The sequence below is a fragment of the Bradyrhizobium sp. 930_D9_N1_4 genome, from assembly GCF_052076015.1.
Lineage (GTDB): Bacteria > Pseudomonadota > Alphaproteobacteria > Rhizobiales > Xanthobacteraceae > Bradyrhizobium.
This window is the reverse complement of the sequence record NZ_CP197236.1, coordinates 1,689,170-1,710,249: the sequence shown is the minus strand read 5'-3', so window position 1 is coordinate 1,710,249 and position 21,080 is coordinate 1,689,170. Positions and strand designations below refer to the sequence as shown.

Genomic DNA, 21,080 nt, shown 5'->3' with positions numbered 1-21,080 from the left:
TTATACGCGGCCGAGCGCGAAACCGCTCGCGATGTAATTGCGGACGAACCAGATCACCAGCGCACCCGGAATGATGGTGAGCACGCCGGCAGCAGCCAGAAGTCCCCAGTCCATGCCGGCGGCCGACACCGTGCGCGTCATGATCGCGGCGATGGGCTTTGCGGACACCGAGGTCAGCGTGCGTGCGAGGAGCAGCTCGACCCAGGAGAACATGAAGCAGAAGAAGGCAGCGACGCCGATGCCGCTTGCGATCAGGGGCACCAGGATCTTGATGAAGAAGCGCGGGAAGGAATAGCCGTCGAGGAAGGCGGTCTCGTCGATCTCGCGCGGCACGCCGGAGACGAAACCTTCGAGGATCCAGACCGCCAGCGGGACGTTGAAGATGCAATGCGCGAGCGCAACGGCCCAGGGCGTATCGAACAGCCCGATCGCCGAATAGAGGTTGAAGAACGGGAGCGCGTAGACCGCCGCCGGCGCCATGCGGTTCGACAGCAGCCAGAAGAACAGATGCTTGTCGCCGAGGAAGCGGTAGCGCGAGAACGCATAGGCCGCCGGAAGCGCCACCGAGATCGAGATGATGGTGTTGAGGACGACGTATTCCAGCGAGTTGATGTAGCCGGAATACCAGCTTTCGTCGGTGAAGATGCGCTTGTAGTGCTGCAGCGTCGGCGTATGCGGCCACAGCGTCATCGACGAGACGATCTCGGCGTTGGTCTTGAAGCTCATGTTGACGAGCCAGTAGATCGGCAACAGCAGGAAGATCAGGAACAGCGCCATGATGACGCGACGGCCGGGGATCGAATGCATCACGCGGCTCCTTCCTGAGGCTTCCGGTCAGATCCGGCATTGGTCATGACGGTATAGAAGATCCAGCAGACGATCAGGATGATGAGGTTGTAGACCAGCGAGAGGGCTGCCGCCTTACCGAGGTCGAACTGGCCGAGCGCGATCTTGACGAGCTCGATCGACACGAAGGTCGTGGAGTTGCCGGGGCCGCCGCCGGTGACGACGAACGGCTCGGTGTAGATCATGAAACTGTCCATGAAGCGCAGCAGCACCGCGATCAGCAGCACGCGATTCATCTTCGGCAGCTGGATCGCCTTGAACACGGCCCAGCGCGAGGCGCCGTCGATCTGGGCGGCCTGGTAATAGGCCTCCGGAATCGACTTGAGGCCGGCGTAGCAAAGCAGCGCGACGAGGCTGGTCCAGTGCCAGACGTCCATCACGATGACGGTGACCCAGGCGTCGAATTCGTTGGAGACGTAATTGTAGTCGAGCCCGATGTGATTGAGGACGTACCCCATCAGACCGATGTCGGGCCGGCCGAAGATCTGCCAGATCGTGCCGACCACGTTCCACGGAATCAGCAGCGGCAGCGCGAGGATCACGAGGCAGGCCGCCACCGTCCATCCCTGGCGCGGCATCGACAACGCGATGACGATGCCGAGCGGCACCTCGATCGCGAGGATCACCAGCGAGAAGAACAGATTGCGGCCGAGCGAGGCGAGGAAGCGGCCGCCGAGATCGGTCGAGGGATCGAGCAGCTCCTTGAACCAGCCGACACCGTTCCAGAAGAACTGGTTGTTGCCGAAGGTGTCCTGCATCGAATAGTTCACCACCGTCATCAGCGGCAGCACCGCCGAGAAGGCGACGACCAGGAACACCGGCAGCACCAGGAACCAGGCTTTTTGGTTGACGGTCTTGTCCATCAGGCGGCTCCCTCCACCAGGAGGCTGTCGGCATAGACGTGGATATGCGACGGATCGAATTTCAGCCCGGCGGTGCCGTCGGAGCTGGTGAAGCCGTTCGGCGCGCGGGCGGCGATCTTCGCTTCGCCGATGCGCACGCGCGCAAAGCGGATGCGGCCGAGATCGTCGATGCGCTCGATCTTCGACGTGAGCAGGCCCGGCGCAGGCGCGACGGCGTCGACGAATTCGGGACGCACGCCGATCTCGATCTTGGCGCCCGCCGGCAGATTGTCGTAGGCGCGGTTGAGCGCGATGACGTGGCCGTCGACCCTGGCCTCGCGTCCCCTCACCTCGGCCGGAATGATGTTCATGCCGGGCGAACCGATGAAATAGCCGACGAATGTGTGCGCCGGCTTGTCGAACAGCTCGGCCGGCGTGCCGCTCTGCACCACGCGGCCGTCATGCATGACGACCACGGTGTCGGCGAAGGTCAGCGCTTCGGTCTGGTCGTGGGTGACGTAGATCATCGTGAGGTCGAGCTCGCGATGCAGCGCCTTCAGCTTGGAGCGGAGCTGCCATTTCAGCTCGGGATCGATCACGGTGAGCGGCTCGTCGAACAGCACGGCGGCGACGTCGGAGCGGACGAGGCCGCGGCCGAGCGAGATCTTCTGCTTGGCATCGGCGGTGAGCCGCGTCGCCTTGCGGTTCAGATAGGGTTCGAGATCGAGCAGGCGGCCGATCTCGGCGACGCGCTTGTCGATTTCGGCCTTCGGCACGCCGCGGTTCTTCAACGGAAACGCCAGGTTCTGCCCCACCGTCATGGTGTCGTAGATCACCGGAAACTGGAACACCTGGGCAATGTTGCGCTTCTGGGTTGACAGCGGTGTGATGTCCTGGCCGTCGAACAGGATTTTCCCGCGCGACGGCGTGATGATGCCGGAGATGACGTTGAGCAGCGTGGTCTTGCCGCAGCCGGACGGCCCGAGCAGCGCATAGGCACCGCCCTGCCGCCAGGTCATGGTGACAGGCTTCAGCGCGAACGTGTCCTGCGGCGCATCATTGCCGCCGTAGGAATGGGCGAGATCGACGAGGTCAATGCGGGCCATGTCGCATCTCCCTCAGGAATTCGGCGCCGCGACCAGGCGGTCGGCGGCATCGAAGACAAAGACATCGTTGGGATCGAGCACGGCATCGATGGTCTGGCCGGGCTCGAACTCGTGCACACCGTGCAGCACCGCAACCCAGTTCGATCCGTCGCGGGTCAGATGCACGAAACTCTCCGAACCGGTGATCTCGGTCACCGTCACCGTGGCATGGAAGGCGTGGCGGTCGGCCTCGCCATTGGCGAGCGCGAGCTGATGCGCGCGAAAGCCGACGCGATAGGCGCCGTCGGCGAGCGACGAATAGAGGCCCGAGGCCGGCGAGGCCGTGCCGCCGGCATATTGGACAGAGCCGTTCTTCTTCTCGATGCCGACCAGATTGAGCGGCGGATCGGAGAAGACCTGCGCGACCCGCAAGGTCTGCGGCTGACGATAGACCCTGGCGGTCTCGCCGATCTGGAGCGCCTGGCCCTCCCACATGCAGACCGTGTTGCCGCCGAGCAGCAGCGCCTCGGTCGGCTCGGTGGTGGCATAGACGAAGATCGCCCCCGAAGCCTCGAAGATGCGCGGCAGTTCGGCGCGCAGCTCCTCGCGCAGCTTGTAGTCGAGATTGGCCAGCGGCTCGTCGAGCAGCACGAGATCGGCGCCCTTGACCAGCGCGCGCGCCATCGCGGTGCGTTGCTGCTGGCCGCCGGAGAGCTGGAGCGGCGTGCGCTTCAGGAACGGTTCCAGTCGCAGCAGTCTTGCGGCCTCCGCCACGCGCTGCTCGATTTCCGCGCGTGGCTTGCCCTGCACGCGCAGCGGCGAGGCGATGTTCTCGTAGACCGAGAGCGAGGGGTAGTTGATGAACTGCTGATAGACCATGGCAACCGAGCGCTTGCGCACGTCGACGCCGGTGACGTCCTTGCCGTTGACCAGCACCTTGCCCGTGGTCGGCTTGTCGAGGCCGGCGAGCAGCCGCATGATCGAGGTCTTGCCCGACAGGGTCGGCCCGAGCAGCACGTTGAGCGTGCCGCTCTCGAGCGTCAGCGAGACGTCGCGGATGTGGGGGACACCCTCGACGGTCCGGGTTACGTGGTCGAGTGTCACGCTCATGGGCGTCCTCCCGCTTCCAGCAGGGGACTTTGCGGCACAGCGTGGGTTGCAATCCAGTCGTTCAATGTCGCGATCTCGTCGGCAGATAGTCGCAGGCCAAGCTTGGAACGGCGCCAGACGACGTCCTCGGCGGTGGCGGCCCACTCGTTGGCCATGAGGTAGCGGACCTCGCGCTCGGTCAATGTCGCGCCGAACGCCTGGCCCATGTCAGCGGCCGATTTTGCATCGCCGAGCAGCTTCGCGGCACGGGTGCCGTAGGCGCGGGCGAGGCGGCGGGCATGCTCGTGGCTGAGGAAGGGATAGCCGCGCTGAAGCTCGGCGATCAGGCCGTCGACATCCGACACGCCCATGTCGCCGCCGGGGAGCGATGCCTTGCCGGTCCAGCCTTCGCGCGCTTTCGCACTGCGAAGATAGGGCGCGAGCCGTTCCAGTGCCTCTTCGGCGAGGCGGCGATAGGTCGTGATCTTGCCGCCATAGATCGAGAGCAGCGGCACGCCACCGGGCGTGTCGAGCTCGAACACGTAGTCGCGGGTCGCGGCCTTGGCCTCGCTGGCGCCGTCGTCATACAGCGGTCGCACGCCGGAATAGGTCCAGACCACGTCGTCGGACGTGACAGGCTTGGCCAGATATTCGCTTGCGGCCGTGCAGAGATACTGGATCTCCTCCGGAGTCGCCTTCACCTTGGCAGGATCGCCGTCATAGTCGCGATCGGTGGTGCCGATCAGCGTGAAGTCGTCCTGGTACGGGATCACGAAGATGATGCGGCCGTCGGCGTTCTGGAACATGTAGGCGCGGTCGTGGTCGTAGAGCTTCCTGACCACGATGTGCGAGCCCTGCACCAGGCGCACCTTGGCTTTCGCATTCACGCCGGCGCCGCGGCCGAGCACGTCCTCGACCCAGGGCCCGCCGGCATTGACCAGTGCCTTCGCCTGGACCTGTGAACGCTCACCGGTCAGCGTGTTGACCATGCTGACGGTCCAGATGCCGTCGGACTGCTTGATATCGGTGGCACGGGTGCGGGTGCGGATCTCGGCGCCCTTGTCGGCGGCGTCGCGCGCGTTGAGCACGACAAGACGGGCGTCGTCGACGAAGCAGTCGGAATATTCGAACGCGCGAGAGTAGCGATTCGGAATCAGCGGCTTGCCAACCTCGTCACGCCTGAGATCAACCGAGCGGGTCGCGGGCAACAGGTGGCGGCCGCCGATGTGATCATAGAGGAAGAGGCCGAGGCGCAGCAGCCAGGCCGGGCGCAGGCCGGCGTGATGCGGCAAAACGAAACGCAGGGGGCGGATGATGTGGGGCGCAATGCCCCAGAGGATCTCGCGCTCGATCAGCGCCTCGCGGACCAGGCGAAACTCGTAATATTCGAGATAGCGCAGGCCGCCATGCACCAGCTTGGTCGACCAGGACGACGTCCCGCTCGCCAGATCGTTCATTTCGCACAGGAAAACCGTGTTGCCGCGGCCCACCGCGTCGCGCGCGATGCCGCAGCCGTTAACACCGCCTCCAATGATGGCGAGGTCGAAAATACGATCCAACAGACGCATCCCCCGGCGACCACTCATTCCTTCGAGTGGCTACTTTCGTTTTTGATTAGATCACACCGAAAAACGAAAGCAAGATGAAAGAGAGGCGAAAGGAAGTGAAAGCGGAACATTTTGGTGGGCAATGCGATGCAAAAATCGGCAGTGGGAACGGCCAAGTTTAGAGAGCCAAGTGACGCGCGGTGTCCGACAGCATCAGCGAATGCTTCAAACCTTGAATGTAGCAACGTACCTACATATGACTTTCCATCGAATGAGATTTGGGTCAGGAGACGCAAAAAATGGTGACCACTCTCACCAGCCGGGAGTTCAACCACGATACCAGCGGCGCCAAGAAAGCGGCTTCGCACGGACCCGTCTTCATTACTGATCGCGGCCGCCCGGCTCACGTCCTGCTAACGATCGAAGATTATTTGCGTCTGACCGGTGGGCACATGAGCCTTGCAGAAGCCTTGGCGCAGGAGGGGACGGACTTTGATTTTGATCCGCCGCGTATGGCCGGCGGAATCTTCAAGCCCGCCGATCTCGACTGATGTTTCTGCTGGACACCAATGTCATTTCCGAACTGAGGCGGCCTGATAAGGCTCATCGCAACGTCATCGCTTGGGCCCATGCGATTCCAGCGGCGAGCTTCTTCATTTCGGCTATCTCGATCCTCGAAATTGAACTTGGCGCACGCCTGATCGAGCGCAAGGACGGGGCGCAAGCTGCCGTGCTGCGCAATTGGATCGACAATTACATCCTGGTTCGCTTCGAAGGCCGGATCCTCGCCATCGATACGGCCGTGACCCAGCGTTGTGCACAACTTCACGTTCCCAACCCGCGGGCCGAACGCGACGCTCTTATAGCGGCGACCGCACTCGTTCACGGCTTGACGATCGTTACGCGCAATGTGGGGGATTTTGAACCCACCGGCGTGCCCCTGCTCAATCCGTGGGACGACGTATAAGCCTATCTCAGCCGCACCACCGGTGCTGCTTCAGGCGCGGCGTCCTGCGCTTCGGCCTGGGAATCGTCGACCTCCCCCGCCTCCTTCGGCATCGCCGCCATCACCTCGATACCCCTGCTGTGGCAGATGGTGGCGAGGCGCTCGGGGAGCTCCTGATCGGTCACGAAAGTCTGGATCTGGCTGATATGGGCGATGCGGACCGGCGCGCTGCGGCGGAGCTTGGTGGAATCCGCGACCAGCATGACGCTGCGGGCATTGGCGATGATGGCCTGGGCCACCTGCACCTCGCGATAGTCGAAGTCGAGCAGGGCGCCCTCCTCGTCGATCGCGGACGCACCGATGATGGCGTAGTCGACCTTGAACTGGCCGATCAGCTGCGTCGCGGTCGAGCCGACCACGGCGCCGTCGGCGCGCCGCACCGTGCCGCCGGCAACCACCACCTCGATGCGCGGATGACGATAGAGCAGCATCGCGACGTTGAGGTTGTTGGTGATGACGAGCAGGTCCTCGTGCGAGGTCAGCGCGCTCGCAACTTCCTCGGTCGTGGTGCCGATGTTGATGAAGAGCGAGCAGCCGTTCGGGATCAGCGACGCGGCCGCAGCGCCAATGGCCTTCTTCTCGTCGGCGGCGACGAAACGGCGAGCCTCGTAAGCAAGGTTTTCGACACCGGAGGCAATGATGGCGCCGCCATGGACGCGGGTCAGCGAGCGGCGTTCGCAGAGATCGTTGAGATCCTTGCGGATGGTCTGTGCCGAAACCTCGAACTTGCGCGCGAGCTCTTCCACCATGACGCGGCCGGAGGCCCGCGCGATGTTGAGGATTTCGGCTTGGCGATGGGTCAATCCGGTCACGGCGATGGCCTCAAATCAGGATGCAGCATGGTGCGGCGGTTCGCGCCTTCGGTCAATGCGCGCGCCGATCACGGTTAACGATCGAGGCCTCTCACCATGCCATCGCAGCCGTGAGACGCGCCAGCAGTTCCGGATCGTCGAACGCACTGGCGGAGGTGACCGCGCCGGCGCCCACAAGGTCAGCATGGTTGAGGCTGGTCCGGATGCCGATGGTCGGAATGCCGGCAGCAGTTGCCGATTGCACGCCGGAACGGGAGTCCTCGAAGGCGATCGAGGCCGCCGCACTGCCGCCGACGCAACGCAGCCCTTCCTGATATGGAAGCGGATGCGGCTTGCCGTACGCCAGCTCATCGCCGATCACGATCGCCTTGAAGCGCTGCGTGATGCCGAGACCCGAGAGCAGCAGCTCGGCATTCAGACGCGGCGCGTTGGTCACCGCAACCATGGGAATGCCGGCGGCGTCCGCCCGGTCGAGCAGCGCCATCAGGCCCGGCAGCGGCTCGATCTGTCCGGCCACGAGCGAACGGAAAACCTCTTCCTTCTCGCCGAGGATCGCGGCGCGCCGCTCCACGGTTTCGCCGGGCAGAAATCGCTCGCCGATCGAGGCATTGGCAAAGCCTTGCAGCTCCCTGGAGAAGCGCGTGTGATCGAAGACATGACCGCGCGGCCCGAGCACCTGGTTGAACGCCTTGAGGTGCAGCGGGTCGGTGTTGGCGAGCGTACCGTCGATGTCGAACAGCAGCGCCTTGCTCATTCCGTTGCCGAAAGCCTCGATCATTTCCGTACTTTCCCGAATGCATGACCCATCAATGCGAAACACGTATCAATACAGCCTCCATCGCGCAATGACGCACGTGCATGACCATCACGCGACACTCGACAAAGGCGCGCGCGGCTGCAACACTCCGTGCAAGATCAAAAACGGAGGAAACGATGACGATCAATCGACGCGATCTGGCTCTCTCGACGCTCGCTGTTTCGACGCTCGCTGTTTCAGCGCTCGCACTCACCACACCGGCGTTCGCCGCTTCAGCGGACGAGGACGCCGTGGCGAAGAAGGTCGAGGCCTTCCGCCTGGCCCAGATCGCGGCCGACCCGAAGGCGCTCGGCGCGCTGTGCTGGGACGATGTGAGCTACAGCCATTCCAGCGGCAAGGTCGAGGACAAGGCGACCTTCATCGCCAACGCCACCGACGGCAAGTCCAAATTCCTGTCGATCGAATACAAGGACCCGACCATCAAGGTCGTCGGCCCCGCCGCGATCGTGCGCTTCCACTGGCTGGGCGAGCAGGAGATGGCGGCCGATGGGAAAAAAGTGTCGACCAACCTTCACATCCTGATGAACTGGCAGAAGCAGGGCGACGACTGGAAGCTGCTGTCGCGCGCTGCGACGAAGTTGTGATGTGACCCTTGCCCTCTCCCCCTGTGGGAGAGGGTGGCTCGCCATAAGGCGGCGAGACGGGTGAGGTATCTTTCCGCGAGCACAGAACCGTAGGGTGGGCAAAGGCGCGCCAGCGCCGTGCCCACCGCCTATCCGATACAGCAACAGAAGCGGTAGGCACGCTTCCGCCTTGCTCTTCGAGCTACGGCGGACAAGTCGCTTTGCCCACCCGACGCTCGACAAAATCAAGTGCGGCTGCAACAGTAGGCGCAAGATCAAGGATGGGGATATGATGACACTGAATCGCGATCAGGCTGCCACGACGGACCACGAGGCGGTGGCAAAGAACGTCGAGGCATTTCGCGTTGCCCAGATCGCGGCCGATCCGAAGGCGCTCGGCGCGCTGTGCGCGGATGATCTGAGCTACAGCCACTCCAGCGGCTTCCTCGAGGACAAGGCGGCCTTCGTCGCCAACGCCACCGACGGCAAGACCGTGTTCCTGTCGATCACGTACAAGGACCCGACCATCAAGATCGTCGGCCCAGCCGCGATCGTGCGCTTCCACTGGCTGGCCGAGATGACGACCGGCGGAGAGAAAGTGGCAAACAGCCTTTACATCCTGATGAACTGGCTGAAGCAGGGCGACGATTGGAAGCTGTTGTCGCGCTCCGCGACGAAGGTGTGATGCTTCGCTTGCCCTCTCCCCCTTGCGGGAGAGGGTGGCTGCCGCAAAGCGGCGAGACGGGTGAGGGGTTCTCTCCGCGAGCGAACCTCTCACAATTGAATTTATCGAAGCAGACCCCTGATCCGGCGCCATAGCCGAAGCTTTGCTTCGGCGTTCTCTTAAGAACGGCCGCCCCAGGGCGGCCTGTGCCACCTTCTCCCGCAAGAGGAGAAGGAATAGGCAGCGACATCAAGGGCTGCAAAAATTTCCGACCACGCTTTGCGCGTCGGACATCACCAGCGGAAAGCGCCTAGGCCGCTTCCTTCACATCGCCGTTAACCAGCTTGCGCGCGGCACGTTCGGCTTCGCGGGCGTTGCGGAAGAGCTGGCCTTCCAGGCGATTGAATTGGTGGGACGAGGCGAAGAAGCAGTAGCCGCCCTGCCCGCGAACGACGATGCCCGCGGTCTGTGAATTGACTTCGATGATGTAGCTGTCTGGCATGGCCCGTAGATTCCTCAGTGCGGGCAAATAACGACGACTTTGCGCAAAGGTTCCCAAGCGCAAATTGGTCGTTCCCACCCCGAATCGACGTGCAATGAAGTACGCCGGGACCTCATCCGTTTTATGACTGGTTGTTGGCGAAGGCGCGACGCGTTGACTCAGTCACGCCGCGTTTGGCGGGCCGCACATCTTCGTGAAATGGGGCAGAGCGTCGCGCGCGATTACGTCGCGATCGGCGGATCGTTGCGCTGGATCGCTTGCGGACGGCCGTCGTCGTCGATCGAGACATAGGTGAAATTCCCGTCGGTCACCAGGATCGGCTGAAGCTCCCTGCGCCGCAGCGCCCAGGCTTCGAGATGCACGGTCATCGAGGTGCGGCCCACACGCACGAGATTGGCATAGACCGACACGAGATCGCCGACATAAACGGCCTTGCGGAAATTCATCGCTTCGATCGCCACGGTCACGGTGCGCGACCGCGCGACCTTCGATGCGAACACGCCGCCACCGACGTCCATCTGGCTGAGCAGCCAGCCGCCAAAGATATCGCCGTTCGCGTTGGTGTCGGCAGGCATCGCCAGCGTGCGGATGCAGAGATCGCCGCGCGGCTCGGTGTCGGCCTGTTCGGTCATCTGACTCTCACTTGAAATTGTCCCAACCGGGATCGGGCGCAAAGCGCTCGCCGAATCGCTCGGCCAGCGTGCGCAGCGTCGATACGATATTTTCCACGCCGCGCGTGCGTGCATAGTTCAGCGGCCCACCGCGGAACGGTGCATAACCCGTACCGAAGATCATGGCGCCGTCGACCGTATCGGGATCATCGACGATGCCTTCGCGCAGGGCCGCGACGCAGACGTTCGACATCGGCAGCACCAGGCGGTCGATCATCTGGTCGGTGACGCGCGGGCCGGTGTCGGAGAGCGGTTGCTTTTCCGCCTTGCCGTCCTTCCAGACATAAAAGCCCTTGCCGGTCTTGCGACCGAGCTCGCCCTTGGCGACTTTTTCGCGCAACCACGCGGGCGTGGGCGGCAGCAAGTCACCGAACTTGGTGCGCAGCATGTCACCGACAGCGAGACAAATGTCGAGCCCGACCTGGTCCGCCAGCTCGATCGGCCCCATCGGCATTCCGAACTGCTCGGCCGCCGCGTCGATCAGGCGCTGGTCGGTCTTCTCGTCCAGCATCACCATCGCTTCCAGCATGTAGGGCGTCAGCGCGCGGTTGACGAGGAACCCGGGCGAGCTCTTCACCGGCAGCGGCAGACGGTCGATGGCGCCGACGAAGGCCATCGCCTCTTTCAGCACCTGCGCATCGTTGCCGTCATGGCTGACGATTTCGACCAGTTGCAACCGCGACACCGGATTGAAGAAATGCAAACCGACCAGCCGCTCCGGCCGCGCCAGCGTGGTGCGCAGATCCTGCAGCGGAATGCTCGACGTGTTGGTCGCAAGGATCGCGCCCGGTTTCATCTTCGGCTCAAGGCCGGCATAGACCTTTTGCTTCAATTCGAGCTTTTCCGGCACCGCCTCGATGATGAGATCGGCGTTGCGGACGCCTTCCCCATCCATGTCGGGGATCAGGCGATCCAGCGCATCGCGCACCTCGGTCGGCTTGCGGATGATCTTGCCGTAGAGCTCGGCGGCACGCTTTACCGCGCCCGCGATCGGTTCGGCCTTCATGTCGGCGAGCGAGACGCGCAGCCCCTGCCCGGCTACCCACGCCGCGATGTCGCCGCCCATGGCGCCGGCGCCGATGACGTGGACATGCTTGATGGTGTTGCCGCTGCCCGCCGTCTTCTTCATCTGCTCGCGCAGGAAGAACACGCGGATCAGGTTCTGCGCGGTCGGCGTCACCATCAATTTGGCGAAGGAGGCCTGCTCGGCCTTCAGCATCGCGGCCTTGCTGCCGCCATGGGCCTCCCAGAGGTCGATCAGCGCGTAAGGCGCCGGATAATGCTCGCGGGACGCCGCCTTCGCCGCCTCGGAGCGCATGCGCTTCGCCAAAAGCCCGCGCACCGGTCCGAAATTGGCCGCGCGCGTGAGAGCGCCGGGACGCGCCCGCTTCAGGCGACCGAACAGCGCGTCCTTCACGGCGTTACGGACGTGCCGCTCCTGCGTCAGGGTGTCGACGAGGCCAAGCGATCTGGCGCGGCGCGCATCGATGGTGCGGCCGGTCAGCATCAGCGCCATCGACTGGGTCGGATTGACCAGCGCCGTGAAGCGCGCGGTACCGCCGAGACCGGGATGCAGGCCCAGCATCACCTCCGGGAAGCCGAAGCGCGCGCCGTCGATGGCAATGCGTGACTGGCAGGCGAGCGCGACCTCGAGCCCGCCGCCGAGGCAGAAGCCGTGGATGACCGCGACCGTCGGCAGCTTCAACGCCTCCAGATGATCGACCACCGCATGCGCGGCGCGGATGCGGGTCTCGACCATCTCGGGATCGGTCGCGCCGCGGAATTCGTTGACATCGGCACCGGCGATGAAGCCGGACGGCTTTGCCGAGCGGAGCACGAGGCCGGCCGGGCGCTCGGTCTCGATCGCCGCGAGCACGGCGTCGAACTCCTCCATCACGTCCGAAGACAGTGTGTTGGCGCTGGCATCGGCGCGGTCGAACAGCAGCCAGGCGACGCCGTCGGCATCGCGCGTCAGCTTGAAATGCTTGTAGGGGCTGTCGGTCGCGGGCTGTGGCCCAAGCTCCAGCACGCGGTCGCCGAGCGCGGTCATGATCTTGGATTCCATGGTCACACCGCCTCGATCAGCATGGCGCCGCCAAGTCCGCCGCCGATACATTCGGTGGCCACGCCGCGCCGTGTGCCGAGCCGCTTCATCGCGTTGACCAGATGCAGCACGATGCGGTTGCCGGAGGTGCCGACGGGATGGCCGAGCGCGATCGCACCGCCGTCCACATTGAGCTTGTCACGGTCGATGTCGCCGGCGGCGCCATCGAGGCCGAGGATCTCGCGACAGAATTTGTCGTCGTTCCAGGCGGCGAGACAGCCGAGCACCTGCGTCGCAAAGGCCTCGTTCAGCTCCCAGGTGTCGACGTCCTGGATGGTCAGATCGTTGCGCTGAAGCAGCGGCGTCGCCGACATCACGGGACCGAGCCCCATGATGCCAGGATCGAGCGCCGCCCAGTTGCTGTCGACGATTGCAGCCTTCGGCGTCAGTCTGTGTTTCGCAACCGCCGCGTCGGAAGCAAGAATCACCCAGGAGGCGCCATCGGTGATCTGCGAGGAATTGCCGGCCGTGACCTGTCCCCACGGGCGCTCGAACACCGGTCTCAGTTTTGCCAGCGTCTCGGCCGTCGAGTCCGGCCGCACGCCGTCGTCATGGTCGAAAAACTTGCCGTCGCGGGAGAAGGCGGTCTCGACTTCGTCTTTTAGATAGCCTTCGGCTTGCGCATGCGCGAGCCGGCGATGGCTCTCGGCCGCGTAGGCATCCGACTGTGCGCGGGTGATGCCGAAGAGATGGCCGACGACCTCGGCGGTCTGGCCCATGTTGAGGTCGGTGATGGGATCGGTCAGCCCGCGCTCGAGGCCGATGATCGGCTTGAGATAACTTGGCCGCAGCTTGAACGCGGCGGCCATCTTCGCGGCCACACCCTTGGCGGTGGCAAGGCCTGCGAACCAGCGCACGCCGGAATTCGGCCAGACCAGCGGCGCGTGGCTCAACGCCTCGGTACCACCGGCGAGGATCATGTCGGCGTGGCCCTCGCGGATGTAGCGGTAGGCGGTGTCGATCGACTGCATGCCGGAGCCGCAATTGATCTGCACCGTGAAGGCGACCATGTCCTCGCCCATACCGAGCCGCAACGCGGCGACGCGGGCCGGGTTCATCTCGTCCGCGATCACGTTGACGCAGCCGAGGATGACCTGGTCGAAATCCGTTGGAGCAAATGGCTGGCGCGCCAGCAGGGGTCGTCCGCACTGCACGGCGAGATCGACCGGCGTGAACGGCCCCGGCCCGGAGCGCGCCTTCAAAAACGGCGTCCGGCTGCCGTCGACGATGAAAACCGGTCGTGCCATCAGCTCGCCGCCCTCTGCTCTCCGAGTTCCTGGAAGAACTGATGCACGTCGCCGGTTTTCTTGTAAATCGGCGACAGCGCCTCCGGCGCAAAATCGTCGACCTCGATCACCTTTGTGACGGCTTCGTGAGCCGCCGCGAGCTGCTCGCCTTCGGCCTGCGTGATCACGCCCTTGGCAACGGCGTCCTTCCAGTCGCTTAAATGTGCAGCACGCATGCGCTTGGCGATCGCATCCGCGCCCACCACCAGCTTGAACGCGCGCTCCAGCCGGGCAAAGCCGCCGTCATCGTCGACATGCGCCAGATCCGGCGTGAGACGCTCGCGCGCCGCCGACGGCTCCAGCACGATGCCGGCGCATTGGTGCACGACGCGGTCGGAGGGGCCGAGCACACGGGCGCCGAACGGCTGCACCACGAACTTGAGGATGATCGCGACGAAGCGGTTGGGCAGATTGGCCAGGATTTCGGCAAGCCGGTTCTCGATGGTCCGGAAGCCCGTCGCCATGCACCATTCCAGCGCGGCGAAATCTTCCTTCTGCCGGCCCTCGTCCTGCCAGCGCTTCAGCGCGGCCGAGAGCAGATACAGTTCGGAGAGGATATCGCCGAAGCGGGCCGACAGCATCTCCTTGCGCTTCAGCGCACCGCCGAGCGTCAGCAGCGCCATATCGGCGCAGAGCGCGAACGCCGCAGAGTAGCGCGAGAGCTGGCGATAGAATGGCGTGGCGTCGCCCGCATCTGGCGCCAGCGCGAAGGCACCGAAGGTCCAGCTCCGGCCGAAGGCGCGGAGCAACGTATTGAAGCTGTGGCTGACGTGCTTCCAGAAGGCCTTGTCGAACGCGGTGAGCCCGCGCTCGTGGTCGGCGTCGGCCAGCGCATTCATCTCGTCGAGCAGATAGGGATGCGCCCGGATTGCGCCCTGCCCGAACACGATGAGGTTACGCGTCAGGATGTTGGCGCCCTCGACGGTGATGCCGACTGGCACGGCGCGGTGCAGATTGCCGAGATAGTTTTGCGGGCCGTCGATCACGGCCTTGCCGCCATGGATGTCCATGGCGTCGTCGACCGCGATGCGCATCCGCTCGGTCGCGTGCAGTTTCATGATGCCGGAGATGACGGCGGGATGAACGCCGGCATTCAGCGCCGCGCAGGTCAGCCGTCGCGCCGCATCGAGCTGATAGGCGGTCGCCACGATCCGCGCGAGCGGCTCCTCGACGCCCTCGAATTTCGAGATGGAGATGCCGAACTGCTCGCGGATGCGGGCATAGGCGCCGGTGGTGCGCGCGGCGTAGGCGGCACCGGCCGCCGACAGCGACGGCAGCGAGATGCCGCGGCCCGCGGCAAGCGCGGTCATCAGCATCTTCCAGCCTTGCCCGAGCCGCTCTTGACCGCCGATGACATAATCCAGCGGAATGAAGACATCGCGGCCCCAGTTCGGGCCGTTCTGGAAGACCTGCATCGACGGCAAATGGCGCTGGCCGATCTCGACGCCGGGCAGATTGGTCGGGATCAGCGCCACGGTGATGCCGAGCTCTTCCTGGGAGCCTACGAGATGATCGGGGTCATAGGCCTTGAAGGCGAGACCGAGCAGCGTCGCGACGGGACCGAGCGTGATGTAGCGCTTGTGCCAGTTCAGCCTGAGGCCTGTGACCTCGCGCCCCTCGAACTCGCCCTTGCAGATGATGCCGGTATCGACCATCGAGGCGGCATCGGAGCCGGCTTCCGGACTGGTAAGGCCGAAGCAGGGAATGTCGCGGCCATCGGCCAGGCGCGGCAGCCAGCGTTCGCGCTGTTCCTTGGTGCCGAAATGCATCAGCAACTCGCCGGGCCCGAGCGAGTTCGGCACCATCACGGTGACGGCGGCGGCGATCGAGCGGGTCGAGATCTTGCGCACCACTTCCGAATGCGCATAGGGCGAGAAGCCGAGGCCGCCGAACTCCTTCGGGATGATCATGCCGAAGAATTTCTCGCGCTTGACGAAGGACCAAACCTCGGGCGGCAGGTCGCGCCATTCCCAAAAGATCTTCCACTCGTCGAGCATGGCGCAGAGCTCGTCGACGGGGCCGTTGAGGAAGGCCTGCTCCTCGTCGGCCAGCCGCGCTTGCGGCACCTTCAAGAGCTTCGACCAGTCAGGGTTGCCGGTGAAGAGATCGGCATCCCACCAGACGTCACCGGCCTCCAGCGCCTCGCGCTCGGTGTCGGACATCGCCGGCAGCACGCCGCGCGCCCAGGAGAAGATCGGCTTGGTGATTTTGTCGCGGCGGAAGCTCATGGCGGACCTCATGCATCGGCGCGGTTACAGGGCATTTTAGCGGAAACTGGCCGGGGCAAGTGAACACTTCGCGCGCAAAATGACGCGAATTGACGCGGCCGGGCGGCCGCCCCCGGGGACCATAACGGCCGGAGCGTGGGGGCAGTTCCGGGAGGGGGAAATGGGTCGCAATGTCTCCCCACGTCATTCCGGGGCGGCGCGCAAGCGTCGAGCCCGGAATCCATAACCACCATCGGGAGTATGGATTCCGGGCTCGCGCCTTGCGGCGCGCCCCGGAATGACGGCGGGGAGAGAGCTTGCCCGTCCTAATCCGGCCGGACCATCTCGAACATGTTTTCCGGCTTGATCTCGAAATAATCGCCTTGGCGGCCGGCGCGCACGATCGGGTGGGCGGCGGCGGTCTGGTAGACGCCATCCTTGATCATGGCCTTGTCGATGTGGACGGCGACGACCTCGCCGAGCGTCAGCCAGGCATTGGCCTCCTTGCCGTCGGCGCCCTTGAGGCGGACGATGTCGGAGACCTTGCATTCGAAGGCGACCGGGCTCTCGGCGACGCGCGGCACGTTGACGATCTTGCCGGGTACGGCGGTGAGGCCTGCGAGCTTGAACTCATCGACCTCGGGGCCGACATGCGCGGCGGTCGCGTTCATGTGCTTGGCCAGGTCCATGGTGGTGAGATTCCAGACGAACTCGCCGGTCTGCTTGATGTTCTCGACCGAGTCCTTCCAGTTGGTGGAGGAGAAGCCGATGATCGGCGGCACGTAGCAGAACGCGTTGAAGAAGCTGTAGGGCGCGAGGTTGACGTGGCCCTTGGTGTCGCGGGAGGAGATCCAGCCGATCGGCCGCGGCGCGATGATGGCGTTGAAGGGATCGTGCTTGAGGCCGTGGCCCTTGGAGGGCTCGTAGAAGTGAAGGTCTTTGTCGGTCACGCTGGCTTTCCCCTGCTCGTCATTGCGAGCGCAGCGAAGCAATCCAGAATCCCTCCGCGGAGGCACTCTGGATTGCTTCGCTACGCTCGCAATGACGGAGTTTGTTGATCTGTCATCGCCGGCCACCCGTTCGGGGCGGTCGGCCTGCTTTATAGAAGGAAATTCCCCCGCCCGTCAGTGGCGCGGGGACAGACCCGCGATGACGAAATCGATCATCTGGTCGATGCTCGGGCCCGGCTTGTTGGCGCACTGGGCGATCATCTGGGGGTGGAAGAAGCGCATCATCGCGGTGCAGGCGCAGAGCGAGGCCAGTTGCAGGTCCGGCGCCTCGAACTCACCGGTGGCCGTGCCTTGCGCGATCACCTGGCCGATCACCCCGGCGATACATTCCATATGGGTGACGCAGACGTCCCAGTCCTCCTGCATCGCGATCTCGACCATCTCATGCAGCTTGGAATCACCGACATAACGCTCGGTATTCATGCGATGGATGGTGGTCAGCAGCTCGCGGAAACGCTCCTTCACCGGACCGGGCTTCGCCACGATCCGCTGCGCCTCGAGCTCGACCTCGCCCATCAGGCCTCGTGCCACCGACTGGTGGATCGCCTTCTTCGATTCGAAGAAGCGATACACGTTGGCGGGGCTCATCCTGAGCTCCTTGGCGATGTCTCCGACCGTGGTCTTCTGATAGCCGATCACGCGGAACAGCCGCTCGGCCACCTCGAGAATACGATCCCGGGTGTCGCCTTCGATATGTTCCGCAACCAGTGTCATGTGTCAGGACTCATTCGTCAGTACTTCATCCCACTTATTCAGCCGCTTCAGCAAGCGGAATAGCGGGATGATCATCGCTCCCATGCTGCGGCGCGGGAGGTTGCTCGGCCGAACCGGCCTCGTCCAGGCTCTTCCTGAACCACAGGGCGTAGAGGCCCGGCAGGTACAGCAGCGTCAGGAACGTCGCCACAAACAGGCCTCCCATGATCGTGATCGCCATCGGGCCCCAGAAGGCCGAGCGCGACAGCGGGATCATGGCGAGGATCGCGGCGAGCGCCGTCAGCACCACCGGACGGGCGCGGCGGACGGTGGCCTCCACGATCGCCTCGCGGCGGGTGAGGCCATGCGAGACGTCGGTCTCGATCTGGTCGACCAGGATGACCGTGTTGCGCATGATCATGCCGGCGAGCGCGATCAGGCCCAGCAGCGCCACGAAGCCGAACGGAGCGTTGGCGACGTTGAGGCCGAAGGAGGCACCGACGATGCCGAGCGGCGCGGTCAGGAACACCAGGATCAGGCGCGAGAAGCTCTGCAGCTGGAACATCAGCAGCGTCAGCATCACCATGACCATCAGCGGGAAGAGAATGAAGATCGAGGCATTGCCCTTGGCGGATTCCTCGAACGCACCGCCCGCTTCGATGCGGTAGGCCGGCTCGAGATTGTCCTTGATCGCCTTCAGCTTCGGCGCGATCTGGCCGGTGACGTCGGGCGCCTGCACGCCGTCGACGACGTCGGAGCGCACGGTGATCGCCATGTCGCGGTTGCGCCGCCACATGATCGGCTCCTCGTGGGAATACTCGATCTTGGCGACCTGCTGGAGCGGCACGGCCACGCCGTTGCGCGACGTGATGGTGAGATCGCCGACGCCACCGAGGTCGAGGCGTTCGGACGGGATCGCGCGTGCAACCACGCCGACCTTCTCGATGCCGTCGCGGATGGTCGTGACCGGCGTGCCCGAGATCAGCAGCGCGAGCGCCTGCGAGACGTCCTGCGGGGTCAGGCCCATGGCGCGGGCACGATCCTGGTCGACGACGAGCTTGAGGAACGGCGACTGCTCGTTCCAGTCGAGCTGGACGTCCTTGACGCTCTTGTTCTGCCGCATGACGTCGCGGACCTGGTAGGCGATCTCGCGCACCTTGTTGGCGTCGGGGCCGATCACGCGGAACTGCACGGGGTAGCCGACCGGCGGACCGAAATTGAAGCGGTCGACGCGAACGCGCGCCTCGCTCAGCATGCCGTCAGCAGCTGCGCCCTCGATCTTGGCCTTGATGCGCTCGCGCGCCTCGACGCCCTTGGCGACGATGACGATCTCGGCAAACGCCTCGTTCGGAAGCTGCGGGTTGAGGCCGAGCCAGAAGCGCGGCGAGCCCTGGCCGACATAGGATGTATAGGTCTCGATGTCCTTGTCGTCCTTGAGCAGCGTTTCGGCCGTCTTCACGGCCTTCTCGGTGACGTTGAAGGCGGTGCCCTCGGGCAGGCGGAGCTGGAGGAACAGCTCGGGCCGCTCCGACAGCGGGAAGAACTGCTGTTGGACATGACCGAAGCCGACGATCGAGGCAATGAAGATACCGACGGTCGCCGCCACCACGGTGATGCGGTGATTGACGCACCATTGCACGATGGCGCGCAGGCCGCGGTACATGCGGGTCTCGTAGACCGCGTGCGGATCGTGATTGTGGTGCACCTTGATGTTGGGCAGCAGCATGACGCCGATATAGGGCGTGAAGATCACCGCCACGAACCAGGAGGCGACCAGCGCGATCGCCACGATCCAGAAGATGCTGCCGGCATATTCGCCGACCGCGGAATTGGCAAAGCCGATGGGGAGGAAGCCAGCGGCCGTGACCAGCGTTCCCGTGAGCATCGGAAACGCGGTGGATTCCCAGGCAAAGGACGCAGCGCGATAGCGATCCCAGCCCTGCTCCATCTTCACCACCATCATCTCGACCGCGATGATGGCGTCGTCGACGAGCAAGCCGAGCGCAATGATCAGCGCACCCAGCGTGATGCGGTGCAGGTCGAGCGACATCATGTTCATGACGACGAAGACGATACCGAGCACCAGCGGCACCGACAGCGCGACCACGATGCCGGTGCGCCAGCCGAGTGCCAGGAACGACACGAACAGCACGATGACGAGCGCTTCCATGAAGGAGTGTACGAACTCGCCGACGGCGTGCTCGACCACCTTGGGCTGGTCGGCAATCAGCTTGACGTCGATGCCCTGCGGCACGGCCTTAATGAACTCGGCGGTGGCTTTCTCGACCTCCTTGCCGAGCTCGAGGATGTTGGCGCCCTTGGCGGTGACGACGCCGATGCCGATGGCGGCCTTGCCTTCCTGCCTGACGATGAAGCTCGGCGGGTCGACATAGCCGTGGGTGACGGTGGCGATGTCGCCGAGGCGGAACACACGGCCGTTGCTCTCGACCGGCGTCTCGGCGACGGCCTTGGCGCCGTCGAGCGCACCGGTGACGCGCAGCGGCACGCGCTGCGAGGAGGTCTCGACCGTGCCTGCCGGCGTCACGTTGTTCTGCTTGGCAAGCGAATCGAACAGCGCCTGCGGCGTGATGCCGAGGGTGGCGAGCTTGGCATGCGAGAATTCGACGAAGATGCGCTCGTCCTGATTGCCGTAGACGTCGACCTTGGTGACGCCGGGCACCTTCAGCATGCGCTGACGGAAGCCTTCAGAGACCTTCTTGAGCTGGGCATAGTCGGCGCCGTCGCCCGTCATCATATAGAGGATGGAATCGACGTCGGAGAACTCGTCGTTGACGACGGGTCCGAGAATGCCCGTGGGCAGCTGGCCCTGCACGTCCGCGAGCTTCTTGCGCAGCAGATAGAAGAGATAGGGCACGTCCTTCGGCGGCGTGGAATCGCGGAAGGTGACCTGGAGCGCGGTGAAGGCCGGCTTGGAGTAGGTCTGCACCTTCTCGAAATAGGGCAGTTCCTGGATCTTCTTCTCGATGGGATCGGCGACCTGGGTCTGCATCTCCTGCGCAGTCGCGCCCGGCCAGATCACGGAGACGTTGACCACCTTCACCGTGAAGAACGGATCCTCGGCACGCCCGAGCTTCTGATAGGAGAAGAAGCCGGCGACGCCGAGGATGATCATCAGGAACAGGACCAGCGTCGGATGGCTGACGGCCCAGGCCGAAAGATTGAAGCGCTTCATCGCTCTCTCCGAAAGACGATCCAGTTGCAAAAAACGACAGCCGCTCTGTTCAAACCGTCGTCGCGAGGCAGCGAAGCAACCCAGGGGGCTGGGCAGGTTCTGGATCGCTTCGCCGCTTCAGCCCCGGCATTTGCGCCTGGGCC

19 protein-coding genes are annotated in these 21,080 nt (G+C 64.3%); 4 read left to right on the top strand and 15 right to left on the bottom strand.

Features of this window, described 5'->3' with window-relative positions; all coding sequences use genetic code 11:
• Genes AB7532_RS07910 through glpD form a run of 5 tightly spaced genes read right to left on the bottom strand, consistent with a single transcriptional unit; the run spans window position 1 to window position 5,430 of the window.
• Entirely contained in the window at window positions 1-807 is an 807-nt protein-coding gene (locus AB7532_RS07910; RefSeq protein ID WP_441234243.1) for a carbohydrate ABC transporter permease, read from the bottom strand.
• Window positions 807-1,709 (bottom strand): carbohydrate ABC transporter permease, encoded by a 903-nt coding sequence (locus AB7532_RS07905; protein ID WP_441234242.1) that lies wholly within the window; start codon window positions 1,707-1,709, stop codon window positions 807-809. Before AB7532_RS07905 ends, AB7532_RS07910 begins: the two co-directional genes overlap by 1 nt.
• Window positions 1,709-2,794 (bottom strand): ABC transporter ATP-binding protein, encoded by a 1,086-nt coding sequence (locus AB7532_RS07900; RefSeq protein WP_441234241.1) that lies wholly within the window; start codon window positions 2,792-2,794, stop codon window positions 1,709-1,711. Before AB7532_RS07900 ends, AB7532_RS07905 begins: the two co-directional genes overlap by 1 nt.
• Window positions 2,795-2,806: 12 nt before the next feature.
• Window positions 2,807-3,883 (bottom strand): ABC transporter ATP-binding protein, encoded by a 1,077-nt coding sequence (locus AB7532_RS07895; RefSeq protein ID WP_441234240.1) that lies wholly within the window; start codon window positions 3,881-3,883, stop codon window positions 2,807-2,809.
• Window positions 3,880-5,430 (bottom strand): glycerol-3-phosphate dehydrogenase, encoded by a 1,551-nt coding sequence (gene glpD / locus AB7532_RS07890; protein WP_441234239.1) that lies wholly within the window; start codon window positions 5,428-5,430, stop codon window positions 3,880-3,882. Before glpD ends, AB7532_RS07895 begins: the two co-directional genes overlap by 4 nt.
• Window positions 5,431-5,708: 278 nt before the next feature.
• On the opposite strand from glpD, the gene AB7532_RS07885 reads away from it, so the two are divergent.
• Window positions 5,709-5,960, top strand: a complete 252-nt coding sequence (locus tag AB7532_RS07885) for a type II toxin-antitoxin system prevent-host-death family antitoxin (protein ID WP_441234238.1) — start codon at window positions 5,709-5,711, stop codon at window positions 5,958-5,960.
• Window positions 5,960-6,376 carry a type II toxin-antitoxin system VapC family toxin gene (locus AB7532_RS07880; protein WP_441234237.1) on the top strand — a complete coding sequence of 139 codons (417 nt, stop codon included), beginning with the start codon at window positions 5,960-5,962 and terminating at the stop codon, window positions 6,374-6,376. The genes AB7532_RS07885 and AB7532_RS07880 overlap by 1 nt, the downstream gene beginning before the upstream one ends.
• Before the next feature lie 2 nt (window positions 6,377-6,378).
• On the opposite strand, the gene AB7532_RS07875 is transcribed toward AB7532_RS07880, so the two are convergent.
• Both AB7532_RS07875 and AB7532_RS07870 read right to left on the bottom strand, forming a co-directional pair.
• A complete protein-coding gene (locus tag AB7532_RS07875) occupies window positions 6,379-7,227 on the bottom strand; it encodes a DeoR/GlpR family DNA-binding transcription regulator (RefSeq protein WP_441234236.1) in 849 nt (282 codons plus the stop codon).
• A gap of 91 nt (window positions 7,228-7,318) precedes the next feature.
• A complete protein-coding gene (locus AB7532_RS07870; protein ID WP_441234235.1) occupies window positions 7,319-8,005 on the bottom strand; it encodes an HAD family hydrolase in 687 nt (228 codons plus the stop codon).
• A 155-nt stretch (window positions 8,006-8,160) separates the two neighbouring features.
• On the opposite strand from AB7532_RS07870, the gene AB7532_RS07865 reads away from it, so the two are divergent.
• Window positions 8,161-8,628: a nuclear transport factor 2 family protein gene (locus AB7532_RS07865; protein WP_441234234.1), complete on the top strand. Its 468-nt coding sequence runs from the start codon at window positions 8,161-8,163 to the stop codon at window positions 8,626-8,628.
• A 268-nt stretch (window positions 8,629-8,896) separates the two neighbouring features.
• Entirely contained in the window at window positions 8,897-9,292 is a 396-nt protein-coding gene (locus AB7532_RS07860; RefSeq protein ID WP_441234233.1) for a nuclear transport factor 2 family protein, read from the top strand.
• A gap of 289 nt (window positions 9,293-9,581) precedes the next feature.
• On the opposite strand, the gene AB7532_RS07855 is transcribed toward AB7532_RS07860, so the two are convergent.
• The 8 genes from AB7532_RS07855 to AB7532_RS07820 all read right to left on the bottom strand — a co-directional run bounded on the left by AB7532_RS07855 (window position 9,582) and on the right by AB7532_RS07820 (window position 20,937).
• Window positions 9,582-9,773, bottom strand: coding sequence for a hypothetical protein (locus AB7532_RS07855; protein WP_195799755.1), 192 nt, complete (start codon window positions 9,771-9,773; stop codon window positions 9,582-9,584).
• Window positions 9,774-9,994: 221 nt separating this feature from the next.
• Window positions 9,995-10,405: an acyl-CoA thioesterase gene (locus tag AB7532_RS07850; protein WP_441234232.1), complete on the bottom strand. Its 411-nt coding sequence runs from the start codon at window positions 10,403-10,405 to the stop codon at window positions 9,995-9,997.
• 7 nt (window positions 10,406-10,412) lie between these two features.
• Entirely contained in the window at window positions 10,413-12,509 is a 2,097-nt protein-coding gene (locus AB7532_RS07845; RefSeq protein WP_441234231.1) for a 3-hydroxyacyl-CoA dehydrogenase NAD-binding domain-containing protein, read from the bottom strand.
• A 2-nt stretch (window positions 12,510-12,511) separates the two neighbouring features.
• Window positions 12,512-13,795 carry an acetyl-CoA C-acetyltransferase gene (locus AB7532_RS07840; protein WP_441234230.1) on the bottom strand — a complete coding sequence of 428 codons (1,284 nt, stop codon included), beginning with the start codon at window positions 13,793-13,795 and terminating at the stop codon, window positions 12,512-12,514.
• Window positions 13,795-16,062 (bottom strand): acyl-CoA dehydrogenase, encoded by a 2,268-nt coding sequence (locus tag AB7532_RS07835; protein WP_441234229.1) that lies wholly within the window; start codon window positions 16,060-16,062, stop codon window positions 13,795-13,797. Before AB7532_RS07835 ends, AB7532_RS07840 begins: the two co-directional genes overlap by 1 nt.
• A 305-nt stretch (window positions 16,063-16,367) precedes the next feature.
• Window positions 16,368-16,991, bottom strand: a complete 624-nt coding sequence (locus tag AB7532_RS07830; protein WP_441234228.1) for a flavin reductase family protein — start codon at window positions 16,989-16,991, stop codon at window positions 16,368-16,370.
• 174 nt (window positions 16,992-17,165) lie between these two features.
• Window positions 17,166-17,765: a TetR/AcrR family transcriptional regulator gene (locus AB7532_RS07825; RefSeq protein ID WP_441234227.1), complete on the bottom strand. Its 600-nt coding sequence runs from the start codon at window positions 17,763-17,765 to the stop codon at window positions 17,166-17,168.
• Window positions 17,766-17,799: 34 nt separating this feature from the next.
• Window positions 17,800-20,937 (bottom strand): efflux RND transporter permease subunit, encoded by a 3,138-nt coding sequence (locus AB7532_RS07820; RefSeq protein WP_441234226.1) that lies wholly within the window; start codon window positions 20,935-20,937, stop codon window positions 17,800-17,802.
• Between the last annotated feature and the right edge of the window lie 143 nt (window positions 20,938-21,080).